Source organism: Paenibacillus sp. J23TS9 (genome assembly GCF_018403225.1).
In the GTDB taxonomy this organism is placed as follows: Bacteria; Bacillota; Bacilli; order Paenibacillales; family Paenibacillaceae; genus Paenibacillus_AQ.
In genome coordinates, this window is sequence record NZ_BOSG01000001.1 from 1,444,842 (window position 1) to 1,466,669 (window position 21,828).

At 43.7% G+C, this 21,828-nt stretch carries 22 protein-coding genes and 1 pseudogene; 4 read left to right on the top strand and 19 right to left on the bottom strand.

What is annotated here, in order from left to right; all coding sequences use genetic code 11:
• Positions 1–267: 267 nt before the first annotated feature.
• Entirely contained in the window at positions 268–699 is a 432-nt protein-coding gene (locus tag KJS65_RS06995; RefSeq protein ID WP_213649165.1) for an Lrp/AsnC family transcriptional regulator, read from the bottom strand.
• Positions 700–836: 137 nt separating this feature from the next.
• Here KJS65_RS06995 and KJS65_RS07000 point away from each other — a divergent pair, with 137 nt between their 5' ends.
• The 3 genes from KJS65_RS07000 to KJS65_RS07010 all read left to right on the top strand — a co-directional run bounded on the left by KJS65_RS07000 (position 837) and on the right by KJS65_RS07010 (position 3,328).
• A complete protein-coding gene (locus tag KJS65_RS07000) occupies positions 837–1,418 on the top strand; it encodes a beta-class carbonic anhydrase (RefSeq protein WP_213649166.1) in 582 nt (193 codons plus the stop codon).
• Positions 1,419–1,455: 37 nt separating this feature from the next.
• A complete protein-coding gene (gene cynS, locus KJS65_RS07005) occupies positions 1,456–1,905 on the top strand; it encodes a cyanase (RefSeq protein ID WP_213649167.1) in 450 nt (149 codons plus the stop codon).
• Between the two features lie 142 nt (positions 1,906–2,047).
• Positions 2,048–3,328 carry a purine/pyrimidine permease gene (locus KJS65_RS07010; RefSeq protein WP_213649168.1) on the top strand — a complete coding sequence of 427 codons (1,281 nt, stop codon included), beginning with the start codon at positions 2,048–2,050 and terminating at the stop codon, positions 3,326–3,328.
• A 45-nt stretch (positions 3,329–3,373) separates the two neighbouring features.
• Here KJS65_RS07010 and KJS65_RS07015 read toward each other — a convergent pair whose 3' ends face one another.
• The 14 genes from KJS65_RS07015 to KJS65_RS07080 form a co-directional block, all read right to left on the bottom strand.
• On the bottom strand, positions 3,374–3,604 hold the full coding sequence (locus tag KJS65_RS07015; RefSeq protein WP_213649169.1) for a helix-turn-helix domain-containing protein: 231 nt from the start codon (positions 3,602–3,604) through the stop codon (positions 3,374–3,376).
• Between the two features lie 303 nt (positions 3,605–3,907).
• The gene (locus KJS65_RS07020; protein WP_213649170.1) at positions 3,908–4,171 is read right to left on the bottom strand and encodes an HPr family phosphocarrier protein; all 264 of its coding nucleotides are present in this window, start codon (positions 4,169–4,171) and stop codon (positions 3,908–3,910) included.
• Between the two features lie 3 nt (positions 4,172–4,174).
• Positions 4,175–5,899: a phosphoenolpyruvate--protein phosphotransferase gene (gene ptsP / locus KJS65_RS07025; protein ID WP_213649171.1), complete on the bottom strand. Its 1,725-nt coding sequence runs from the start codon at positions 5,897–5,899 to the stop codon at positions 4,175–4,177.
• Positions 5,900–5,962: 63 nt separating this feature from the next.
• Complete coding sequence (locus KJS65_RS07030; RefSeq protein ID WP_213649172.1) at positions 5,963–7,099, bottom strand: mannitol-1-phosphate 5-dehydrogenase; 1,137 nt, start codon at positions 7,097–7,099, stop codon at positions 5,963–5,965.
• Positions 7,096–7,533: a PTS mannitol transporter subunit IIA gene (locus KJS65_RS07035; protein ID WP_213649173.1), complete on the bottom strand. Its 438-nt coding sequence runs from the start codon at positions 7,531–7,533 to the stop codon at positions 7,096–7,098. The genes KJS65_RS07030 and KJS65_RS07035 overlap by 4 nt, the downstream gene beginning before the upstream one ends.
• A 6-nt stretch (positions 7,534–7,539) precedes the next feature.
• Positions 7,540–9,702 (bottom strand): BglG family transcription antiterminator, encoded by a 2,163-nt coding sequence (locus KJS65_RS07040; RefSeq protein WP_213649174.1) that lies wholly within the window; start codon positions 9,700–9,702, stop codon positions 7,540–7,542.
• Positions 9,703–9,788: 86 nt separating this feature from the next.
• A complete protein-coding gene (locus KJS65_RS07045; RefSeq protein WP_213649175.1) occupies positions 9,789–11,216 on the bottom strand; it encodes a PTS mannitol transporter subunit IIBC in 1,428 nt (475 codons plus the stop codon).
• Positions 11,217–12,089: 873 nt separating this feature from the next.
• The gene (locus KJS65_RS07050) at positions 12,090–12,449 is read right to left on the bottom strand and encodes a phage holin family protein (RefSeq protein ID WP_213649176.1); all 360 of its coding nucleotides are present in this window, start codon (positions 12,447–12,449) and stop codon (positions 12,090–12,092) included.
• 478 nt (positions 12,450–12,927) lie between these two features.
• Positions 12,928–13,776: an AraC family transcriptional regulator gene (locus tag KJS65_RS07055; protein ID WP_213649177.1), complete on the bottom strand. Its 849-nt coding sequence runs from the start codon at positions 13,774–13,776 to the stop codon at positions 12,928–12,930.
• A 300-nt stretch (positions 13,777–14,076) separates the two neighbouring features.
• On the bottom strand, positions 14,077–14,835 hold the full coding sequence (locus KJS65_RS07060) for an ABC transporter permease (protein ID WP_213649178.1): 759 nt from the start codon (positions 14,833–14,835) through the stop codon (positions 14,077–14,079).
• On the bottom strand, positions 14,832–15,581 hold the full coding sequence (locus tag KJS65_RS07065; RefSeq protein ID WP_213649179.1) for an ABC transporter permease: 750 nt from the start codon (positions 15,579–15,581) through the stop codon (positions 14,832–14,834). The genes KJS65_RS07060 and KJS65_RS07065 overlap by 4 nt, the downstream gene beginning before the upstream one ends.
• Entirely contained in the window at positions 15,578–16,291 is a 714-nt protein-coding gene (locus tag KJS65_RS07070; protein WP_213649180.1) for an ABC transporter ATP-binding protein, read from the bottom strand. The genes KJS65_RS07065 and KJS65_RS07070 overlap by 4 nt, the downstream gene beginning before the upstream one ends.
• Before the next feature lie 92 nt (positions 16,292–16,383).
• Positions 16,384–17,391, bottom strand: a complete 1,008-nt coding sequence (locus tag KJS65_RS07075; protein WP_213649181.1) for a sensor histidine kinase — start codon at positions 17,389–17,391, stop codon at positions 16,384–16,386.
• Positions 17,388–18,065, bottom strand: a complete 678-nt coding sequence (locus tag KJS65_RS07080) for a response regulator transcription factor (protein WP_213649182.1) — start codon at positions 18,063–18,065, stop codon at positions 17,388–17,390. The genes KJS65_RS07075 and KJS65_RS07080 overlap by 4 nt, the downstream gene beginning before the upstream one ends.
• A 282-nt stretch (positions 18,066–18,347) precedes the next feature.
• On the opposite strand from KJS65_RS07080, the gene KJS65_RS07085 reads away from it, so the two are divergent.
• Positions 18,348–19,001: a cell wall hydrolase gene (locus KJS65_RS07085; protein ID WP_213649183.1), complete on the top strand. Its 654-nt coding sequence runs from the start codon at positions 18,348–18,350 to the stop codon at positions 18,999–19,001.
• Between the two features lie 127 nt (positions 19,002–19,128).
• Here the strand turns inward: KJS65_RS07085 and KJS65_RS30240 are convergent, their stop codons facing one another.
• From KJS65_RS30240 to KJS65_RS07100, 4 genes and pseudogenes are all read right to left on the bottom strand, one after another.
• Positions 19,129–19,581 (bottom strand): double zinc ribbon domain-containing protein, encoded by a 453-nt coding sequence (locus KJS65_RS30240; RefSeq protein WP_213649184.1) that lies wholly within the window; start codon positions 19,579–19,581, stop codon positions 19,129–19,131.
• A 220-nt stretch (positions 19,582–19,801) separates the two neighbouring features.
• The gene (gene rarD, locus KJS65_RS07095) at positions 19,802–20,680 is read right to left on the bottom strand and encodes an EamA family transporter RarD (RefSeq protein ID WP_213650686.1); all 879 of its coding nucleotides are present in this window, start codon (positions 20,678–20,680) and stop codon (positions 19,802–19,804) included.
• A gap of 192 nt (positions 20,681–20,872) precedes the next feature.
• Positions 20,873–21,129: pseudogene (locus KJS65_RS29755) on the bottom strand (IMP dehydrogenase); the annotation flags it as partial.
• Between the two features lie 19 nt (positions 21,130–21,148).
• The gene (locus tag KJS65_RS07100; RefSeq protein WP_213649185.1) at positions 21,149–21,604 is read right to left on the bottom strand and encodes a hypothetical protein; all 456 of its coding nucleotides are present in this window, start codon (positions 21,602–21,604) and stop codon (positions 21,149–21,151) included.
• Between the last annotated feature and the right edge of the window lie 224 nt (positions 21,605–21,828).

The following is a 21,828-nucleotide window of genomic DNA, read 5'->3' on the forward strand; positions in this document are numbered from 1 at the left end:
TGTCCATAATTATAGTCTCTACAATTTTTAATAAAATGTATTATTTTAAAATTAATTTTGTACTTATTTAATTTTTAGTAACGAGGGAAATAGCCCCGATTGTTGCATAGCATGTCTCGCATTGTTCAAACAAATGTAAAGAGCCTTACTACACACAAATTGTAGTAAGGCTCTGACTATTTAAGATGAAATTTAAACAACTTTATAATCTCTATACAGACAGGGATTGGCACTTAATATTACTATAACCTCCAAAGAAAAAAAGCCTTATTTCAACTTTCCTATTGATAGGTTAACACGATAATTTCCGTACTTTAATAGTCGTTCTAGAAAGGTATCCAATTCTTCATTGGAAGCAAAATGTGTTTTTAATAAATAACATCCATCACCACTTATACGATGTACTTCAGAAATTGCTTCTTCTTCTTGAAAGAAATTCTGGAATTCTAGATGATTAGCTGTTTTTACGAACAATGTAACAAATGCAGTCACGATTTGTCCTAATTTGATTCGGTTTATTAAGATTGTATATTGTTCAATAATCCCTAATTCCTCTAATCTTCGAATCCGATTTCCTACAGCCTGCCCCGTCAAATGTATTGCTTTTCCAAGTTCTTTCCATTGTATTCTTGAGTTTTCTCCTAATAATTTCAGTATCTCAATATCTGTTTGATCAATGATATCAATCAATCCTTTCATCGCGAAAGTAGAAAGTCAGAAAGTGTTACACCAACTTATTCTGCTTATCGATTCAATTCCCTATACTTAGTTTATCCTCTTATTTCACAACTTATAGCATAGAGGAAATACATCAAGATTAACAGGAGGTTAAAGACATGTTATTACAAGAAATTTTAGAGTACAACGAACAATTTGTACAAAACAAGGAATACCTGCCTTATGAAGCAACGAAAATCCCTCAAAAACGTATGGTTGTTGTTTCTTGTATGGATGCTCGTTTAATTGAGCTGCTTCCTAAAGCTTTAGATTTACACAATGGTGATGCAAAAATCATCAAAAATGCAGGTGGTACGATTACCGATGCCTTCGGTAGTATCATGCGAAGTATTGTAACAGCTGTATATGAATTAAATGCAGAAGAAATTTATATTATTGGACATCATAAATGTGGTATGAGCCAAAGTAATCCAAAAGGAACACTTCAAAAAATAGTAGATCGTGGAGTATCTTCACCAGAAATTATATCAGCTATTGAATATGCTGGAGTTGACCTCGAAAAGTGGTTATTTGGATTTGATCATGTCGAAGATTCCATTCAAGCGAATATTGATTTGGTGAAAAATCATCCATTTATTCCAAAAGACATTCCTGTACATGGTTTAGCTATTGATCCTCACACAGGCAAACTAGATTTGTTAGTTGATGGATATAAAACATTGAATGGTCTGAGACATTAAGTATTATCATCACACAAATGAAAGGAAGTTATCAGATATGAATAGAAAAGAAGCTACACAAAAAATTATGGATGCAAAAATTGCAAAAGGCTTAACATGGGAAGAAATTTCAAAGGTAAGTGAGAACTCTGAGACTTGGGTGGTAACAGCATTACTAGGACAAGCCACAATGACACGTCCAGAAGCAGAAAAAATGGCCAAACTACTAGAGTTAGATGAAGAAGTAGTTCAAGCATTAACGGTAATACCACACAGAGGTGAGGTAATGCAAATGCCTCCTACTGACCCCATCTTGTATCGATTGTATGAAATGTTATTGGTGTACGGACCAACTATTAAGGAGTTAATTCAAGAAAAAGTTGGCGAAGGTATTATGAGTGCAATTAATTTCGAGCTAGATGTGGACAAAATAGAAGATCCAAATGGTGGTGACCCTCGTGTTGTCCTTACACTTAACGGAAAATTCTTGCCTTACCGCAGATGGTAATTAATTACAAGAATTTATCAAAATAAGTTAAATTATTTTATAGTCTAATACCGTATAATCCTAAAAACCCATCCTTTTTAATCTAAATGATAGAAAGGATGGATTTTTACTATGAGATTCTTTTTCGGCAAGGGAGAAAAATATGAATAAAAAATATTTTGATACAAGCTTGAGTATCCTACAGTGGTTTGTGTTTCTATTAGCAAATGCAATTGCATTGCCAATCATTATTGGTGGCATATTCCACTTTTCAATAGAAGACATCTCAACATTAATGCAGCGAACTTTTTTAGTTGTAGGAGTAAGTTCATTTATACAAGCATGGTTGGGGCATCGCTATCCCATTGCGGATGGTCCTGCCGGTTCATGGGTAAGTATATTTGTCGTACTGGGACAAGCAGCTATGCATCATGGACAAAGTTCGAAAGATGTACTACAACTTTTAGAAGGTGGATTAATTATTGCAGGTATATTACTCTTCGTTCTTGGGATAACAGGGCTAGTGAATCGAATTCTATGTTTATTTACCCCCTTGGTTACAGGTGCTTTTCTTTTAATCTTAGCTCTTCAGCTTAGTGGTGTGTTGCTAAAAGGAATGATGGGATTACAAGGAGCTGTAACTCATCCTGATTATACAACTGCTACTATTGCATTCATTGTTTTTGCTACTATTTCCCTATTTTCAATTAAGGGGAAAGGATGGATGAAAAGCTACGCTGTATTACTTGGCATTTCATGTGGTTGGCTTTTGTATGCTGTATTGGGGAAAACATCTCATATGCCTTCTCATACACCGTTAGTTAAGTTACCAGAGATATTTGCTTGGGGTACACCTAGATTCGATATTGGAATGACGCTAACTGCAACTTTATTTACATTTCTTTTAGTTGCAAATACGATTGCTGCTATTTCAGCTGTAAAACAAGTGGCTCCGTTATCTAAAGAAAATGAAAAGAAAACACTAAACCGTGGTGTATGGATGGGGGGGATATCACATGTTATCTCGTCGTTGTTCTCTACCATTGGAATTGTACCATTACCTGCATCAGCAGGATTTATTCGACTAACAAGACAAAACAAAGTGAAGTCATTCCTAATTGCAAGTCTCATATTAGCAGGAATTTCTTTAATTCCCTCAATTGTAAGCTTTATGTCCTTGCTACCAGGTCCTATTGCCAATGCCGCACTTTTAGCAACATTTGTCCAAGTGATAGGAATTTCATTTCAATCGATTTTACGTGAAGAATTAAATCAACGTCGATTAACTATATTAGGAATTGCATTATTAATCAGTCTGGGAATCATGTTTCTTCCAGAGAGTGCATTTAGTGGTATTCCTTCTTCCTTACAATATATTTTAAGTAATGGATTACTCGTAGGTACCATGATTGTCATTCTACTGGAACAGTGTTGGAAAGAGTAAAGTTATCTCAATACAAACCACGGTCCTATTAAGATTATAAGTTTGTTAACTGAAATAAGGCTGCCGTACGGGAATTAATTCATACAGGGCGCGTACATCGCAACCGATGGAGTCGGCGATCGATAAGGCGATTTTGAGCGGCATGACTCTTTTGTTATCCATAAAGTCGGAAATCCGTTCCGGTTTAAGAAGCAATTCTTTTGCCAGCGATTCCATTGTTTTTCCGGATTCCAGAAGTCGTTCATGCAGCAAGCAGCGTCCAAGCTCAAATTTCATGAAGAAATGCCCCTCTCGTGTGCAATAATATTCAACTATAAGTGTTGTCCATTTTCAGTATGGATAACCAAGACTTTTGGCGGTTACTAACCTGTACTTTAGTTCAACAACAACAGCAGCCAATTTGCTGGCCGCTGTTGTTGTTATTTTGAACCATTGTTCCCCGTTAGTTGAATGATACAAGTGCATTCATTTACATACGACTATTGTTGTTCTCAAACCCAAAAATCCGCTTGAATAAAAAAACATCCAGCCTATGGGGCAATTCCCACTTTGAACTGGATGTTTTTTTTGAATATTCGCCTATTCCTCGTAAATCTTGGTCATCATCTGACCAAGCTCCTTCAGAGCCATTTCTTCCTGTTCGCCGTCGGTCTCCAGCCTGATTTCGTCACCTGCCGCAATGCCCAAAGTCAACAGACCGAGAGTACTTTTTCCGTTTGCTTTTTTCTCGCCTTTGAAGAGGGTTACTTTACAAGGGAATGTAGTGGCCTTTTCCACGAAAAGCTTGGAAGGACGGGCGTGAAACCCTTGAGGGTGGATGACTGTGAAAGTTTCGGTTACCATGATTTATGCTTCACTCCTAAGTTGTTGGTTTACAAAATCAAGTACTTCTTGCTGTGAACTCATACCCAGTGCTTGCTCGGCCAGACCAGACCATTCATCCTTGGACAACCGGGACACCAGCTCCCGTGCCGGAAGTACAGATGAAGCGCTCATGCTGAACTCATGCAATCCCAGACCGAGCAATAGCGGAATGGCAGCCGAATCCCCGGCCATCTCTCCGCACATGCCTACCCATTTTCCGTGACGTTCTGCTGCCTGAATTACGAGCTGAACCAGGCGGAGAATCGACGGATGATGCGGCTGATACAGATAGGATACCGATTCGTTCATGCGGTCCGCCGCCATCGTGTATTGGATGAGATCATTGGTGCCGATGCTGAAAAAATCCACTTCCTTCGCCAAAATGTCGGCTGCGAGTGCCGCGGCGGGAATTTCGATCATGATGCCGACTTCCAGCGTATCCGATACCGCGATTCCTTCCTGCGCCAGTCGAACACGTTCTTCTTCCAAGATCCGTTTGGCTTCCCGGAGTTCACTCAATACGGCGATCATTGGAAACATGATGGCCAGTTTACCATGCGCGCTTGCCCGAAGCAGCGCCCTCAGCTGGATACGGAACAAGTCTTCCCGGTCCAGGCAGAGACGGATGGCACGAAGGCCCAGGAAGGGGTTCATTTCCTTCGGAAGCTGGAGATAAGACAGTTCCTTGTCTCCGCCAATGTCCAGCGTGCGAATCACGACGCGTTTGCCGTTCATTTTCTCCAGCACATGCTTATACACGGTAAACTGTTCTTCTTCGGAAGGAAATGCGGAACGGCCCATGTACAGAAATTCCGTGCGAAACAATCCGATGGCATCGGCTCCGTTGGCCAATACCTTTTCCAGATCATCAATGCCTCCGATATTGCTCGCCAGCTCTACTTGAACGCCGTCGGCCGTTACTGATGGACGTTCAACATAGCTCCGCATACGAATTTTGTACTCTTCGTATTCCCGCTTACGAACCGAATACTCTTCGAGCTGAACAGCCGATGGGTTAACGATGACTTCTCCTAGGGTTGCATCCAAAATGACCATGTCTCCCGTGCGAATTTCGGATGCTTCAGTGCCGGTGCCTACTATGGCCGCCAGCTCAAGCGAACGAGCCATAATGGCGGAATGGGATGTACGGCTCCCGATTTCCGTCACGAAACCGCGCACGAATTCCAGGTTCAGTTGTGCAGTATCCGAAGGAGTAAGGTCTTTGGCAATCAAAATCGTTTCTTCGCTTAGTTCGGAGAGCGCGCTGTGTTCACGTCCCTCCAGTTTGCTGATCACCCGTCCGGTAATGTCCTTTACGTCCGCTGCCCGTTCGCGCAGCATCTCATTGTCCATGGACCGCAAAGCTTCAATGATTCCGGATGCCACTTCATATAACGCATACTCTGCGTTGACTCCTTCGCTGTCGATCTGGTCCATTGCAGCATCGATGAGATCCGGATCGTCCAACAGAAATAAATGGGCCTCGAATATTTCCGCCTTCTGCGGTCCGAGCCGCTCCAGCGTCTGCTCCCGTATCCGGTCGATATCGGCTTTCGCCGATTCGACGGCTTCCATTAAACGCTGTTTCTCGGCTGAACTGTCTTCCGCCTCTTTCCGCTGCGGCAGGGATTCATCCGGTTCAAGCCGGTAAGCCTTGGCAATGGCAATGCCTGGAGAAGCAGGTACACCTTTCAGCAGATTGCTCATTCCAATACCTCCTTATTTTACGATCGTTTCAAAATCGAATCATTTCATTTATAAAATTGTACATTATTGTTCATAAACAACCATGACACGCTGGGTTAGCAGATGCGAAGCATCAAGCCCGCTTACCTCGGCAAAGGCTTCGCGAACCCCCTTCTCCGCAATTAAGCTCTGCAGTTCCACGGCTTCAGGATCTTCCTTATAGTCGAATTTAAGGGCAAGTGCCATAACCTTGGTCAAATGCTCCGCGCTGCCGCCCTGCTCCAAAATCCGTATCGCCGGCCGGATCAGACGATCATCCGGCGAAAGCTTGCGGATCGGCGAACGCCCAACCCGGACGACCTCGTCGCTCAGATAAGGGTTGCGAAAACGATCCATGATCTTGTAGATATAGGCTTCATGTTCAGATGCATCGAACCCGTAATCGCGAACCAGCATGCTTCCCGTTTCCTGCAGGGCTCCATTCACGAGGCCGAAGACTTCCTCGTCCTTCATCGCTTCCTGGATGGTTGCATACCCTTTGTGATAGCCCGCATAGGCTGCACTGCAGTGGCCCGTATTTACGGTAAAGAGCTTACGTTCAATATAAGGAATCAGATCATCGACATAGTGAACGCCGCTGATCTCCTTCGTGTCCGGGAACATTTGCGATCGGTTGATTACCCATTCGTAAAAACGTTCTACGGTGACGGCAAGCGGATCTTCATGATGCTGAAGAGGTACAATGCGGTCCACTGCCGAGTCCGGAAAAGCGACCAATATAGCAGCCTTTTCCTGCTCTTCTGCTGATAGCAGACTCATGACATGTTCTTTCAGCTGTGTGCTGGCTCCAATGGCATTTTCGCAAGCAATGACATGGAATGGAGACCCACCGCGTTCCATGCGCAATCGGATTCCTGTGGCGATGCCGGGAGCGATGTGCTTAAGAATCGAAACACCGACTGCTGTCGTGATCAAGTCGGCGGTTGCCACCGCCTCGGCCACCTCAGAGGAATTCCGGCCATCTATAGCGTCAACGCCGTGGACGGGAATTATCTCCCTACTTTCATCTGCGATCGTAACTTCGTAGGAACCGCGTTTTTGCAGCGATTGAACCAAAGACTCGTTGACATCGGAAAATACGACTTCATATCCTGACTGAGACAACAGCAGCCCGATAAATCCTCTCCCGATGTTGCCAGCGCCGAAATGAAGAGCCTTCATTCTTCCATCCCGCTTTCAAAAATCGCAAGGATTTCTTCAGCCGTTGTGGCAGTACGAATGCTTTCCATGCTGTCTTCATCTGAACATACCATGGCGACGCTAGTCAGAATATCCATATGCTCTCCGTTCTGGGCCGCAATTCCGACGATCAGCACGGCCGGCTCATCCCCGCCGAAATCGACGCCTTCGGGAATTTGCAGCACGGCAAGCCCAGTAGACTTGATCATTCCTTTCGCTTCATTGGTGCCATGAGGAATGGCGAGTCCTGAACCCATATAGGTGGACAGCGCGTTTTCACGTTCGATCATTTTCTCGATATACTCTTGATCCACATGCCCCGCATCGACCAGCATTTGGCCTGCCTGGCGAATAGCTTCATATTTGTCGGATACATTCACGTTCAACCGAATTTGATCTGCCGATAAAATACTCATAGATGATCACTCTCTCTCCAGTTTGTTTTCTAAGAATGCGCGAAGATGGACGGACATCATATCACTGATCCGCTGTTCACGGCCCTCGGCCAGCGCTTCGATCATCTCACTGTCCAGCAAGGTTGCGCTGATCTCGCTCAATACTTCCAGACTCTCCCGGGACAACTGCTTCGGGGCAAGCATCAGCAGAAAACGTGATAGTTCAACCGATTCCAAAGCGTCCATCTTCATTCTTTGATCTAGTACAAACAACATTAATACAGGTTTCTTTATAACAGCTGATCGGGTATGGAACAGGGCCAGTTCCGTACCGGGAAGCAGCTGCGTCCCGTTTTGTTCGCGCTCCAGCAGCAGCTTTACGACAGCTTCGGGATCGAGAATTGCGTTCTTGAGCTGCGGATGGAAGCAAGCAGCCCGCAAGCACTCTTGAAGGTCGGGTGTTCCTTGTGTTGCCAACGGAACAACCCGGAAAGCTTCCAGCAGTTCGATGCTTTGCTGCACGGCCCTGTTTAAGGAACGGAGTTCCTTCATATGAAGCATGCCTGCCGCCTCACTGTGACCGGCAGGTGGTTTCTCTGCAGAAGGGCTGAAATCTTCGAGCCCCGGCAGTTGTTTTTTATTGGCTATAAATATGTCCGATGACTGCGACGTGCTGAGCCTGCGGATATAATCCCTTAGTTTATCGGCTTCAGCCGGGGTAAGCAGCGGACTTAGTTTTAAATATTGTTCTTCAGGCAAGGGCAGATCCACAGTGCTGATGATCAGATCGTAATCAGATCTTGGAATACGGGTCGCTTCATACCACGAAGCTTGTTCCACGATGTTCAGCTGCGGGAATTCTCTTCCCAGTCTGACCGCAAGCATTTTGGATGAACCGATCCCGCTCGTGCATACGATCACTGCACGCATATTTTCGTGAATCTGTCCGAAGCGTTCCCTTGAGGCTCCGAAATGCATCACCAGAAAGGCGATTTCCTCATCAGGAATATTTAGGGACGTAAAAATGGCATCGGCCGCTTGCCGGACGAGTCCAAACAATTCCGAATAGTCCTTGCGGATCGTATCCAGCAGCGGATTACGGATTCGCTGCCCTGCAGCAATCCGCTCCATTGCCGCCTTCAAATGAACAAACAATCCGTCCCGGAGGGAACGGTCCGCCGTGTAATCGTTAACGTCAAGCTCCCCCATTTTGCGGATAAGAGATCGGACCGTTCCGTACAGCTCCAGGTCATCGACAGCCAGCGCCTTGCTTGAAAATACATAGGCTCTTTCCAGTAACTCCTCGGTATACTTTACCTCTGCCGCAGGGTATTTCAGCTGCAGGGCATCGCCTAGCTGCCGGCATAGCGCATCTACCGCTTCCTGTTTGAAACGCCGAGTGGTTCTAGGACTGCCGAATCGCCGCAAATTAGCAAGCCGATCGGCTTCCGCATCTCTCACTTCCGATCCAGAACGGAAACGTGAAGCCGCAATGGACAACCGGATCAGCAGATCTGTATATGCTTCTTCACTGAATGAATCTTCCTGATGGTGCTCCTCCCACTTCCACAATATTTCCTCAATCAACGTAATAAAGTCGACGCCAGCCATATCGGCTACGCGTCTATCCACGGGATGGAGCGACCTCCGGTCTGCCCCGACGATCAGCGACAAGTCATCCAGCCGAAAATGCACGAGGTTGCGTATCGCTTCACGGAGCAAAGGCTCGGGCCCGTTAATATCCACGCCGTACCCGCGCCGGCGAATGAGTATCAATCCCTGTTTGCTGATCCAATCCGTCAGATCGTCCAGATCTGCACCAACTGTCGGCACAGTCACCTTCATTTCATGCGCCAGCGTAAATAGTTTTACCGGTTCATGGGAAGCGAGCAGTCTGCTGAGCAGGTAAATCTGCCTCTCATCCGCCGAGTATTCCACATCGAAGGGGATGAGGAGTTCCGAACGGATCTTCTCGAATCGTTCAGGCTCGCCTTCCAAGCTCAGACCGGAACCGGCCTTTCGGTGAAGGGTAATGCCTTGCCGATGCAGGTAACTCTCTACCGCATCCAGTTCCCTGTGTACTGTCCGCGGGCTGACACGGATGATGCGGGCCATTTCCGCAACCGTGGTTTCATAAGGGCTGCGAAGGAGTAAATCCAGGATCTGTCTTATGCGGTTCGTCAATTCCATCGATAATGCCCCTCCAGAAACGGCCGCAAAAGGCGCTTGGATGCCAGCCGTTATGCCCGCATCCATTCGCCTTTAGCGTTGTATAGTTATTTCAGCCGATCAACAAGCTCGTCATATTCCGGACTCTTCAAGAAGTTGTCGATGGAAATATGCTCGGCTTGCGGTGCCACTCGACGGGCCCGTTCTGTCAGTGTTTTATGAGTCACCACGATATCCGCGTCAGACGGAATGTCACTGATCGCCGTATTGGTTACTTCAATAGGGGAGCCCGCCGCCTTCATCTTTTTGCGCAAAATAGAAGCACCCATCGCGCTCGAACCCATGCCTGCATCGCAGGCAAAGACGATTTTCTGAACATCTTCCTTACTCTTATGTCCTGCATCAGCGTCCACTGCTACAGAAGTTGTACCGGCAGATTTCATGTCTTTCATTCGCTTCGTTGCTTCTTCCAAATCCTCTTCATCTTCTTCCTTCTTCTTGCTGGTCTTCAGCAGAAGAGCGGCTACGACAAAGGATACTATCGCAGCGGTAACGACACCGCTCAGCACCGGCAGAATTTCTCCGCGAGGTGCCATGGCCAAATAAGCGATGATGCTACCCGGAGAAGGTGGTCCGACCAGACCTGCGTTCAGTAGCGAGAACGTGAACGTTCCGGTCACGCCTCCAGCCATTGCTGCAAGAATGAGGCGCGGGTTCATCAGGATGTACGGGAAGTAAATCTCGTGGATCCCGCCAAAGAAATGGATGATTGCAGCTCCTGGGGCCGATTGACGGGCCGAACCACGTCCGACGATCATGTAGGCCAGCAGGATGCCAAGTCCAGGTCCCGGATTCGATTCGAGCATGAACAGGATCGATTTACCTGCGCTTTGCGCCTGCTCAATGGCAATCGGGCTCAGAACGCCGTGGTTAATGGCGTTATTCAGGAACAGCACCTTGGCCGGTTCGATCAAAATATTGACCAAAGGAATCAGGTGATGATTCACGAGAAACTCGACGCCCGAAGAAAGAACATTCGTGATGGCCTCAATGATGCGACCCACGATCGAGTATGCGATCATGACGAGCGCGCCGCCGATGATGCCGAGAGAGAAGTTGTTGACAAGCATTTCAAAGCCGGATTTGATTTTGCCTTCCACGGCTCTATCGAATTGCTTGAGTACCCAAGCAGCCCCTGGTCCGACGGCCATCGCGCCCAGGAACATCGGAATGTCGGTTCCAACAATGACGCCCATGGTGACAAGTGCCCCGATAACGCCGCCACGCTGTTTATGCACCATCGTACCGCCGGTATAGCCGATTAACAGCGGAAGCAGATACTTGATCATCGGGTCGACAAGCTTGGCGAAGTATTCTTGAGGAATCCAGCCTGTCGGAATGAAAAGTGCGGTAATTAAGCCCCATGCAATGAACGCTCCGATATTCGGCATAACCATGCCGCTCAGGAAACGTCCGAATTTTTGAACTCCCACCCGTGCGGCTCCGGATGCGGGGGAAGAAGTGGACTGGGCCATAAGGATAACCTCCTTGTATACTTGTGTCGAACGTAATATTTCAATATGCCGTTCGTCCTATACTCATCGTAACGGACATCAATATGACACTCAACAAAATGAAAACGCTATCTTGTCAGCATCTCTACTGACAAGAATTTATTTATCCCGAAAAAAGCCTGAATTCACGGTCCTTTGACCCTTACGAGGATTCGAATAAATGGATTGTTTAAACATGTTGGATTGGCGGTGTTTATCTATGAACTGATGTGGATTTAACATTTGTTAATGTATAGCATTTCCATTGCCCAATTCATAAAAACATAAGACTCTTGTTGAAGTTGATTCGTGAAAGCAACATGTGTCTAAAGAATCCTAGTTTAAATTCCCCTGCCGTGAAGAATTGCTTTTCTTGGAGTGAGAAAAGTCGGCTTTCAATGTACTAACAGACTACTTTATATATTTCGTGAATTAACAACAATCCGCAACCGCTCTTCGGTCGTCAGGTGAATTTATGTTTTAAAGGAGCATTATTTCGAATTTACATGATCTTTCGATAACCCGGAGGTAAAATCAATATTTGTACAGGAATCAGACAAAAATCAATTGATCGAATTGCTTTAAGTCGACCTTTATTGGATTTACTTCACCGTAAACAGCTCCACTATATCTCTCTAACGCTTCTTGGGGACTTCCTAACTCAGCACAGGATATAGCTTTAGCATCTTGTCCATTTGATCTGCCCGTTACTTCAATAGAAAAAGGAAGCAGCTGCCGGTCGCGGCGAACTGCTCCTTGGTTATTTCACTTACGTTCTGCGTCAGTTATGTCAGATTGCATTTAACTATTGCTCTAGGTTAGCCTGTTTAGTTCTCCTGATGAAATTTTAAACCTTCATTCCTTTTTGCTTTTTACTTTTACAGTAAAGATGCTTAATATAATGGTGAGAATCACATATGTCCATAATCCATGAATTTCAAATCCCGTTAAATACTTATCAAGAAGCCACAACTTTATTGGTGTCAATACAAGTGAAGCTACCACTAACAATGGAGTAGTTAAACAACCAATTCCAATTACCATAGAAATCATTGAAACGGTTAATAAAAAACCGTAAATGAAACTGATGACAAACATAAGCACTGTTGCAAGTATCAATGTTTTTGTATCCGAAATGGATATATACTGATTGAAGTATTGACTCCCACACCAAAAAACAAGAAATGTAACCAGTAAGTTAAGTATGTTTCTCAAATACAATCCTCCTTGCTATCTACTGATAAAATTAGCCTTTCATCACCTATTGTACTGACCATGATATATTTCTTCAATTTCACCATTTAATTACTTCTTTATAAAATTTAAAGTACTTCTTACACGTTAAATAATGCTGTTGGACATTAAATACTATTATGAAAATTTCTTTCGTCACATGATTACTTCAATAAAACAAAAGAGGAGCTGACAGATGCAAGCTCCATTATCGTGTCCCGTTAGTGCAATAACTACATTTCCGTCTGAGCAAATGCCCATAAAAAAGGACGCCCACAACCTTGCGGGCGCTCTTCTTTGATTCCGGCGTTCTGACAAAGTATGTTCACCATAAACACCTCGGTCTGCACATCGAATTGCTATAGTTCAAAGCCGTGTGGTCTCTCTTGTTCGAATCCGAATTTTAGGTAGTACGACGGGTGCCCGATGAGAAGCAGATGCGTCCGCATGAAGTAACAAGTTATTTTTTCTTCACCGGAATCCAAATCTCCCCAGAAACATACTCTGCCGTTCCATAATACATTTCGAAACTAGGGCCTTCAACCTGTTCGTATTCCGATGTCGGAAACCATTCGGAATAAATCCGTCCCCATAACTTGATTAGATCACATTGCGGTTCCGGGAAAATCGCCCACGTTAGTGCCGGGACAGAAAGTTTTGTAAATTTCTCCGGAATTTCAAGCCCTTTTGGCAAAAAATAACTCACCATGTATTTAAAAGATGTTCCAGTATGATCATATAAGGCAGCGTGCAAGATGGTGTTACTAAAGCGTCCCAGTAATCCATTCATCCCTTCAACACTGCCATTTACATCACATTGTTGACGGAATTGAGCAACTTCAGCATATACTTTTTGGGGATCGGAATTGACCAGACTATAAGCTCCAAACATCTCAAAAGGCCCTTTTGATTCGATGCGGTAATTCATTTCGATATCTCCTTTAATTGAAATATGAAAGGACATTCGAGGATAGGCTTTTAGGGAAACGCCTTTATCGCGCGCAGATATCGGCATGATCCCATGAAGATTCTTAAACGCCCGTGCAAACGCTTCTGGCGAATCATATCCATATTTCATTGCTACATCTATAACCTTTGCATCTGTTGTTTGCAGTTCAAATGCAGCCAATGTCAACCGTCGACGCCGAATGTATTCAGATAACGATACTCCAGTAATAAACGGAAACATTCGTTGAAAATGGTAAGTAGAGCAACAGGCTCTCTTCGCTAATTCATCATATAAGATTTTGTCTGCTAGGTTTGTTTCGATATATTCCATGGCGCTATTCATCCTGTCCAACCAATCCATCGTTTTCCCTCCTTTCTAGATAAATTTTATGACAGATACAAAATGAATACCTTGCATTTTCTGCACGAAAAAGTCAGCATGTCGAAGATCATACAATTCTCCCTCTATTGTTGGGTTCATCACAGAAAATAATTATTATATTGCCATGATTGCACTATATAGCATCCATTGGCTACATCACCTGAAGTCGATTTCAACAAATCCAATGTATTAGCTACTTTTAGCTAAGCTGCCCTGTAAGTTGAGCAGGGCAGCTGATTTATGTAATCTTTTTATTTTTAAATATTGCAAGAGAATCGTTTAGGCATCTCGTTTACGGTAAAATTCAATAGCTACTGTAATAAAGATCATTGTCCATAGTATTGAAATACCTGTCCCTTGTATTGATGTAAGGACATTTATTTCATCAGAGGAAGGCGGCATATACATATAATATCCTGCAGTATCCGGAAAATAATTTATCATTCTAGGTAGAAAATCTCTCGTCAATGGACTGACAACGAAATAATAACCAAGCAGTATCACTAAAGCAGGAGTAGTACGTCTTAATAATGCACCTATAGCTGCACTGAGAAGTGTGGTTAATGTTAGATAACCTGTTGCACCTAATAATGTTTTTATCATGGTGTCTATTTCAATCATTCCTGCTGTGTCTCTCGTCATCATAAAAGTATATAGTACACCTGATGCAGCAATAATAAACGCCACAGGAACGGTTATAATCACTAATGCCAAAAGCTTCGTGGATAATTGAAAACCACGCCAAGGTATCGTAGTTAAAGTAGTTCGAATCTGTCCACCAGTATACTCCGAACAAGTAGCTAAGATACCAAGAATAATGAACCCTGCTTGAAGATATCCCATAGAAGCAAGTCCTATATTCAGTATACTTTGCGTTCCTGCTGCCCCTTGTAGATCAACAGAAGTAAAAGCTGCGGCTAAAAATAGATTAAGAATGAATGTGCTAATAAGAGTGAGCCATATCATTGGTAATGTAACTAGTTTATCCAGTTCAGCACCAAGGATTTGTGTTATCTTTCTACTAGATGAGACACTCATGATGCAACATCCCTCCTATGGAATACAATAGCTGCAGCAATGAAAATAACGACTACCCAGGCAAACATGACTAAACCGCCTGTGAACGGGGTGAGAAATCTATCGCTCGTAAACATAAACATTTCAGCACCAGCCCGATCCGGTAAGTATAACGCTAACTTTGTAACCTTAGAAAGCAGGAAACTGAATGATACAACGGATGTATTTATGATGAGCACAGCAAGCGGAATCGTGCCATTCTTCGTTAGAACAGTAATCCCAAATGCCACAAGAGCAGTAAATGTCCAGTAACAAACTGCACCGAGCAGTTTAGACCCTTCAAATGCAGGGGTGTATTCACCAAGAACAAGATGTGTGGCTGACAAAGTGGTCATAATAGCAACAACACTAAGCAGTATGCTGGTTACGGTCACAACGCCTGCCTTGGCCAGCAAAAAATGAAGCCTTGATGAAACAACCAATAAGCTTGTTACAATCTGTTGTCCTCCACCAGATTCACTGCTCTCTGTCACATACTCACTACTGACGGCAATTACTCCGAGAATAATGACACCTTGCACACCAAGAACTAATCCAATATATCCGACTTCCGATAGACGTGTGCTAACTCCAGCAATGATCTCTTCTTTTTGTGCCATACTGTCCAAGGCAGCAATAACCGCTGGGGCGACTGCTCCAATAAGAAAGGCAAGCCAAATGCCCGGCAGGGAGAACAATTTAGATAGTTCCGCGTTGAATGCCCTCATACCACGTCACCTGCTTTGTCAGATGTCAGGGCAAAAAAGGCTTCCTCCAGCGAGGAATGGTTACCAATTACTTGTTCCAATGTTCCATCTGCAACGATTTTTCCATGCTTAATAATCACCACATCATCAACAGTCTCTGCAAGCTCTCCCATTAGATGACTAGATAGTAACACCGTGTTTCCAGACTCAGCACGTTCACGTAAAAATGTCCGAATAAAGCGAATTCCTTCCGGGTCAAGCCCGTTGACGGGTTCATCTAAAATCAATATTTTTGGATCACCAAGCAGTGCAGCTGCTATTCCAAGTCTCCTCCCCATACCAAGGGAATACTTCCCAACTCTTTTACCAGCTGCATTCGTAAGACCTACGATTTCCAGAACTTCCTCGACCCGTGAGCGAGGCAATCCTGCGGCACGAGCAATCCAACGCAAATGTGCACGTCCAGTTCGCATACGATGAGCTCCAAATCCATCCAGTGCGGCACCTACTGTTGCTAGAGGATTATGTAATTCTGCGAATGGCTTACCATTAATTAGTGCACTCCCTGAGGTGGCACGATCTAATCCAAGCAGGATGCGAAGTGTAGAACTTTTACCTGCCCCATTCGGACCTAAAAAACCAGTTACTCTACCTGGTCTAGCTTTAAAACTGATACCTGATAAGATTTCCCCAGTTCCGCGTTGTTTGACTAAGTTATGAATGGTAATCAACCATAACACTCCCTTTCTGTTATGGTTTTAATTATAAAGAAGCAAAGTTACATCTCGGTTATCATGCTGTTTACTTCTGGGTTAACTTTAGGTTAAGCACTACCAATAGCTACTCTTGTACCATTTTCATTTGATGTAAAGTCAGCTTTCAGCTTCATTTTTTTCAACATATAATTTGAAGTCGATAAACCAATCCCCGACCCACCCTCATAAGAAGAGTTATCCATACCTGGACCTCTGTCTGCAACAATGACCAGTTCTTTTTCTACATCAACCACAATGTTTGTATATTTCCCCTCTGCTGCATGGCGAAGAATATTCTGAAATAAATTATCCAGAACTCGTGTCATCCATTTAGGATCTGCTTCCCAATAAAAAGTCTTCTCTGTTGGTAAATCAACATCTAACTGAATTTCTTTTTCTTCAAATGCTGGATACCACTCAGCAACAGATGCTCTAACTAAACGTACAATATCTGTTGAAGTGGGATGAAAAGGATGTTTCCCTGATGTAAGCAATGTGTAGGAAAGTAAATCATTCATTAGATCTCCGACTCTTGTAATCGTATGGTTCATTTCTGCTAATGAGTCTTGCCCTTTTAAACTCATTGATTCTTGTTTTAATCTGGTGATATGTCCTCTCAAAATGGTAAGTGGCGTTCGTAAGTCGTGAGATAAATTCGCGATGAGTCGATGTCGTAATAATTCCTCTTCATATTCTCGCTTGCGACTGTCTTCAAGCTGCTGAATCATCCAATTAAAAGAGCTTCCTAACTGGTCTATTTCATCCATACGATCCGTTTGAACAGATATTGGTTTAGGAAATGAATGATGATTAGCTGAAAATGACATGACTTCCTGTAAGCTGGTGAGACGATTACGAAGCCTCAAGAAGAACAGCCAAGATATTACAACAAATGCGACTATAATAAAACCAAACAAAAGTAATGTAACGTAAAATAGATTTAACGTATTCAGTTGTACTCCATTGTTAGAAAACCCAATGAACGCAGACATGAAAATTAGCAAAATTGGAGGAAAAAAGATAAACAGAAAATGTCCTTTTAGAAAACGACGAAATAATGATCTTGTCTGTTTCATAGCTTCACCCGATAGCCTATTCCCTTCAACGTTTCAATAATCTCTGGAGAATCCGGATCACGTTCCAACTTTTGACGCAGTCGATGGATATGTACCATTAATGTTTTATCACCTGTTATATATGCTTCTTCCCAAATGGCTTCATAAATTCGTTCTTTTGGTAAAACTTGATTAGGATGGCGTAAGAAATACATTAAAATTTGATGTTGTTTCCCTGTCAATATAATTTCTTCACCTGTGCGATTGTCAAATACCATTTGGACTTCTGGATCTACTTCTATATGATTTCCTAATGAAATGCGTTCGGAATGTGTTCCACCACTTCGACGGATTAATACTTCTAATCTAGCAACTAATTCATCCGTATAGAATGGTTTCGTTAAATAGTCATCAGCAAATTGTAAACCATCTACCTTATCATCTATCGATGTTCGAGCAGACAACAGCAAAATAGGAACAGCAGGAGCTGCCTTTTTTAATCGTTTTCCCACAGTAAATCCGTCTAAACCGGGTAACATGATATCCAAAATAACGATTTCATGCTGATGTACTTCTTTTTCGGCTCCTTCACCAGAAAGCAGCCACTGAACTGAAAATCCTCGCTGTTCCAATTCTTCTTTTAGAAAGCTTCCTATTTTCTCATTATCTTCAATATATAATACCTTTCTTTTCAAGTAACATCCCTCTCTCTACATCGTATTAATAAAAGCAGAATCAGAATCAACCGCATGGATAAACCTCCAGGTTGCTTCATCTTCAAGCCAAAGATCCCACTCAGTTTCTTGAATGAAACAAACCTATTTGTTGTAAAAAACGATCCAACTCCATCATTTTAATACTGCCATCTTCCCTAAATTTCGCTTAGTGCCGCAAGGATTTACCACTTAATTTCCAGTTTATGACTTTGCTTAGTCTGTCCTTTTACCGTTATAATGCCTCGTGAAGGAGATGATTCGATGACAACCAAAAAATGGGCAGTTACCTCGATCCTCGTCGTCCTCTTAGTCATTCAAAGCTTCGCATGGAAGGCTGACCATGCTGAAGCGGCTCCCGTCCTTACATTAGGGAGCGAGGATCCCAAAGTTTCTGATTTACAGTACCGGCTGCGAGTGCTTGGTCTCTATGCCGGCGCGCTTGACGGAAAGTACGGCCCCGGTATGGAGGCCAGCGTCAAACAATTCCAGAAGGAGTACGGCGCGGTGGCAGATGGTACAGTCGGTCCCGCGACATGGAGGAAGCTCCGAATGTACACATTAAGCAAAAACGATATGGAGATTATGGCTAAAATAATCTACAGCGAAGCCCGGGGCGAGTCCTATAAAGGACAGGTAGCCGTCGGTGCCGTCGTCATGAACCGGATCCAGTCGGACGAGTTCCCCGACACGATCCAAGGCGTCGTCTTTCAGAAAAATGCATTCACTGCCGTCAGCGACGGCCAGTATGGCATGAAGCCGAACCGAACCGCCTACCGTGCCGCCATTGATGCCGTGCGCGGATGGGACCCGACACATAATTCTCTCTACTACTATAATCCGAAAACGGCAACGAATAAGTGGATTTGGACACGCGCCCGTACCGTAAATATCGGACGTCATGTGTTTGCTATTTGATTTCAACGTACATAGGCCCAGGGATCATGCCCTTGGGCCTTTTCTCATTACGGCTGAATCATGTCCGTGTGAAATTCGTCGTGAAGTTGTATGTTTCTATGCTAGTTAATTGAAACAACATATCTCATTATTTGCTTTTCTTTGAAGCCATCCAGAAGACGAAAATCACAATTGGGATAAATATGAACAACGGAATATTTATCGTACTCCGGGTAATGAAAGCGATCAGCAACAATCCTAATGTTCCAAGAATGAGCCACAGGCAGCCCCTTCCAAACGTCTCCATAGGTGTGGATCCTCCGCTGTCCCCCTCATCCGAGGGAATATGATTATTATAATAACGAGAACCTTTTACTTTCTTAGATACTACGGTTCCACAATATTTGCATGTTACTGAACTTTGCGCCAAACGTTCATTACAGTGCTGGCATATTGTAGTTGTTGAGTTTCCTGAATAATCTTTAACTACGTTTGAAGTGCCTTCCATTCGTGCATCTTTAAGCGAATTACCACAAATAACACATATAGTCGATCCTTCGATGTTTGATTCCCCACAGTTGGTACATATCTTTACTGCCATTATGCAAGACCATCCTTCTTTGTAACAATAATCGGTTGCTTAGATTCCATTTACTGTTAAAACGTATGAAGTAGGATAAAGTTGCATTAACCAGTTCGTTAACTTAATGTTTTATTCAACTAACGTTTCCCGTTAGCTTAACCCCAAACAGTAAACAGCCATCTCCTCCCCAGCGGACGGAAATGGCTGTTATGACGGTACCTAACGGACGTGTTTACCGTCAGAGCGTCTTCGAGAGTTTCGTGCCGCGAACCGATGCCGCAACGTATACGACAAGCGCTGTCCAGATGAGCGCGAAGCCGATGAGAAGAACCGGAGAAACCGATTCCTTGAACACGAATACGCTCATTATAAGCATGATCGTCGGCCCGATGTATTGTACGAAGCCGAGCGTGGACAGTGCCATCCGGGCAGCCGCTCGCGCAAAGAAAAGCAGCGGTAGCGCTGTTACCACACCGGAAAGAAGCAGTTCGACGAACGTGGACACAGGTAGCGTCCATGCCGTCGTCTTTCCGACGGCGGCCAAATAGATCCAATAGCCAAGCGCAACGGGCAGGACTACTGCCGTCTCCGACAGCAAGCCTACAGATGCGTCTTGTCCGATCTTCTTCTTCGCGAGGCCGTACAAGCCAAACGTCGCGGCCAGTGAGATAGAGATCCATGGGAACCGTCCGTAGTCGATTGCGATGATGAGCACCGCGGCTCCAGCGATGGCGATCGCGAGCCATTGGCCACGGTTTGGCTTCTCACGAAGGAAGACAACCGCAAGCAGCACGTTCAGCAACGGGTTCAAATAATAGCCGAGACTTGTCTCGACGACATGGTCGCTGTTGACCGCCCAGATGAAGATGAGCCAATTAGCTGCGATCAGCAGTCCGCTAGCGGTGAGCGACAGCAGGAGCGAGCGACTAGCCGCAATCCGCTTCATGTCACCCCAGCGACGCTGGACGGCGACGAGAATACCCATGAAGACGAACGACCAGATAACCCGATGTGACAGAATCTCGCCTGCCGGCACATCGTTAAACAACTTCCAATAAAGTGGGAGAATCCCCCACATGATATACGCGATAATAGCATTGACCAACCCATTGTTCATAAGCAATTTCCCTCTTCCTCACTCCGATGTCTTAACGGATTATACGCCTCGATCATCGTTTAAGTAAAGGGATTAATATTTTGCCTAAAATAAAATGTTCCGAGGCTTTAGTACTGTTCGAAATGGGGTCACATTTGCGTCATTATACAGTTCAGCATCGAATTCTTCTTCGGTTTTTCTTCTGCTGTCTGATCATAAGTCTAGCCTCGTTAATTTGTTACAATATCTTACGACTATTTTAAGTAGAACATCGTGCGCACTACCCTCAACAATACTTATAGAAGAAACTAAGGTTATCCTAGCATTTTACTGTAGTTAAGAAATTATCTGGTAACCACAATTACACATTGCTGAACGTACTTTGCTTAAAGAAAGTCCAACATTATCTTCTAAACTTCCTGCTTATGGTACAAACGATCAACTCCTTCTTCAAAAGAAAGTTTTTCGTCACTTCATTAGGGAATATACTTATATCCAAGTTTGAAACGATTTATTGACCATCTGTACATTGTTCATTTTCGCCCAGCTCTTTAAATTCGAGATACCTCTGTCTTCATCCTTTAAATACCTAAATGTCATATCCATTGGGACAATTCTCCTCTTGTAAGGTAATATCCCGATAACAGGTTTAAAGTACCCCATGGTCATGATCACTTTAATATCCCTCGAATTAATAATTTCCCCGTTTAATATGATTAGTTCATTGGATAGGCATAACTCGGTTGGTTTCTTGAAAAATGTTCTGTACAATGCGAGTAACAGTACAACTAAACATAGAAGAATTACCATTAATGAAGCGTAGAATATACCTCTCTTATCCCATGATCTAAAGACAAGATTAGATTGAGTCAATATAATAATAATCATGCCTATAATGGTTTTAATCCTTGTAGGGCTCTTAACTGGATGCTTTATTTCCTTCAATATCGTCCCCCCCTTAAACCCTTTTTCTTAATATACCATATATTGTAATTATACTCCCCGTTAGCCTATGAGGTTCTTAAAAATAAATGGTTTTTGATGAAGTAAATTGGTTTCCTTCAAGTAATATAACTTCCTTGACTGCTGCTATCTTATCATTCAACCAATCTACAAAAGCCGATGCTCTAAAATAAAGCATTTCGAATGACGTAATGAAAGAATATCTT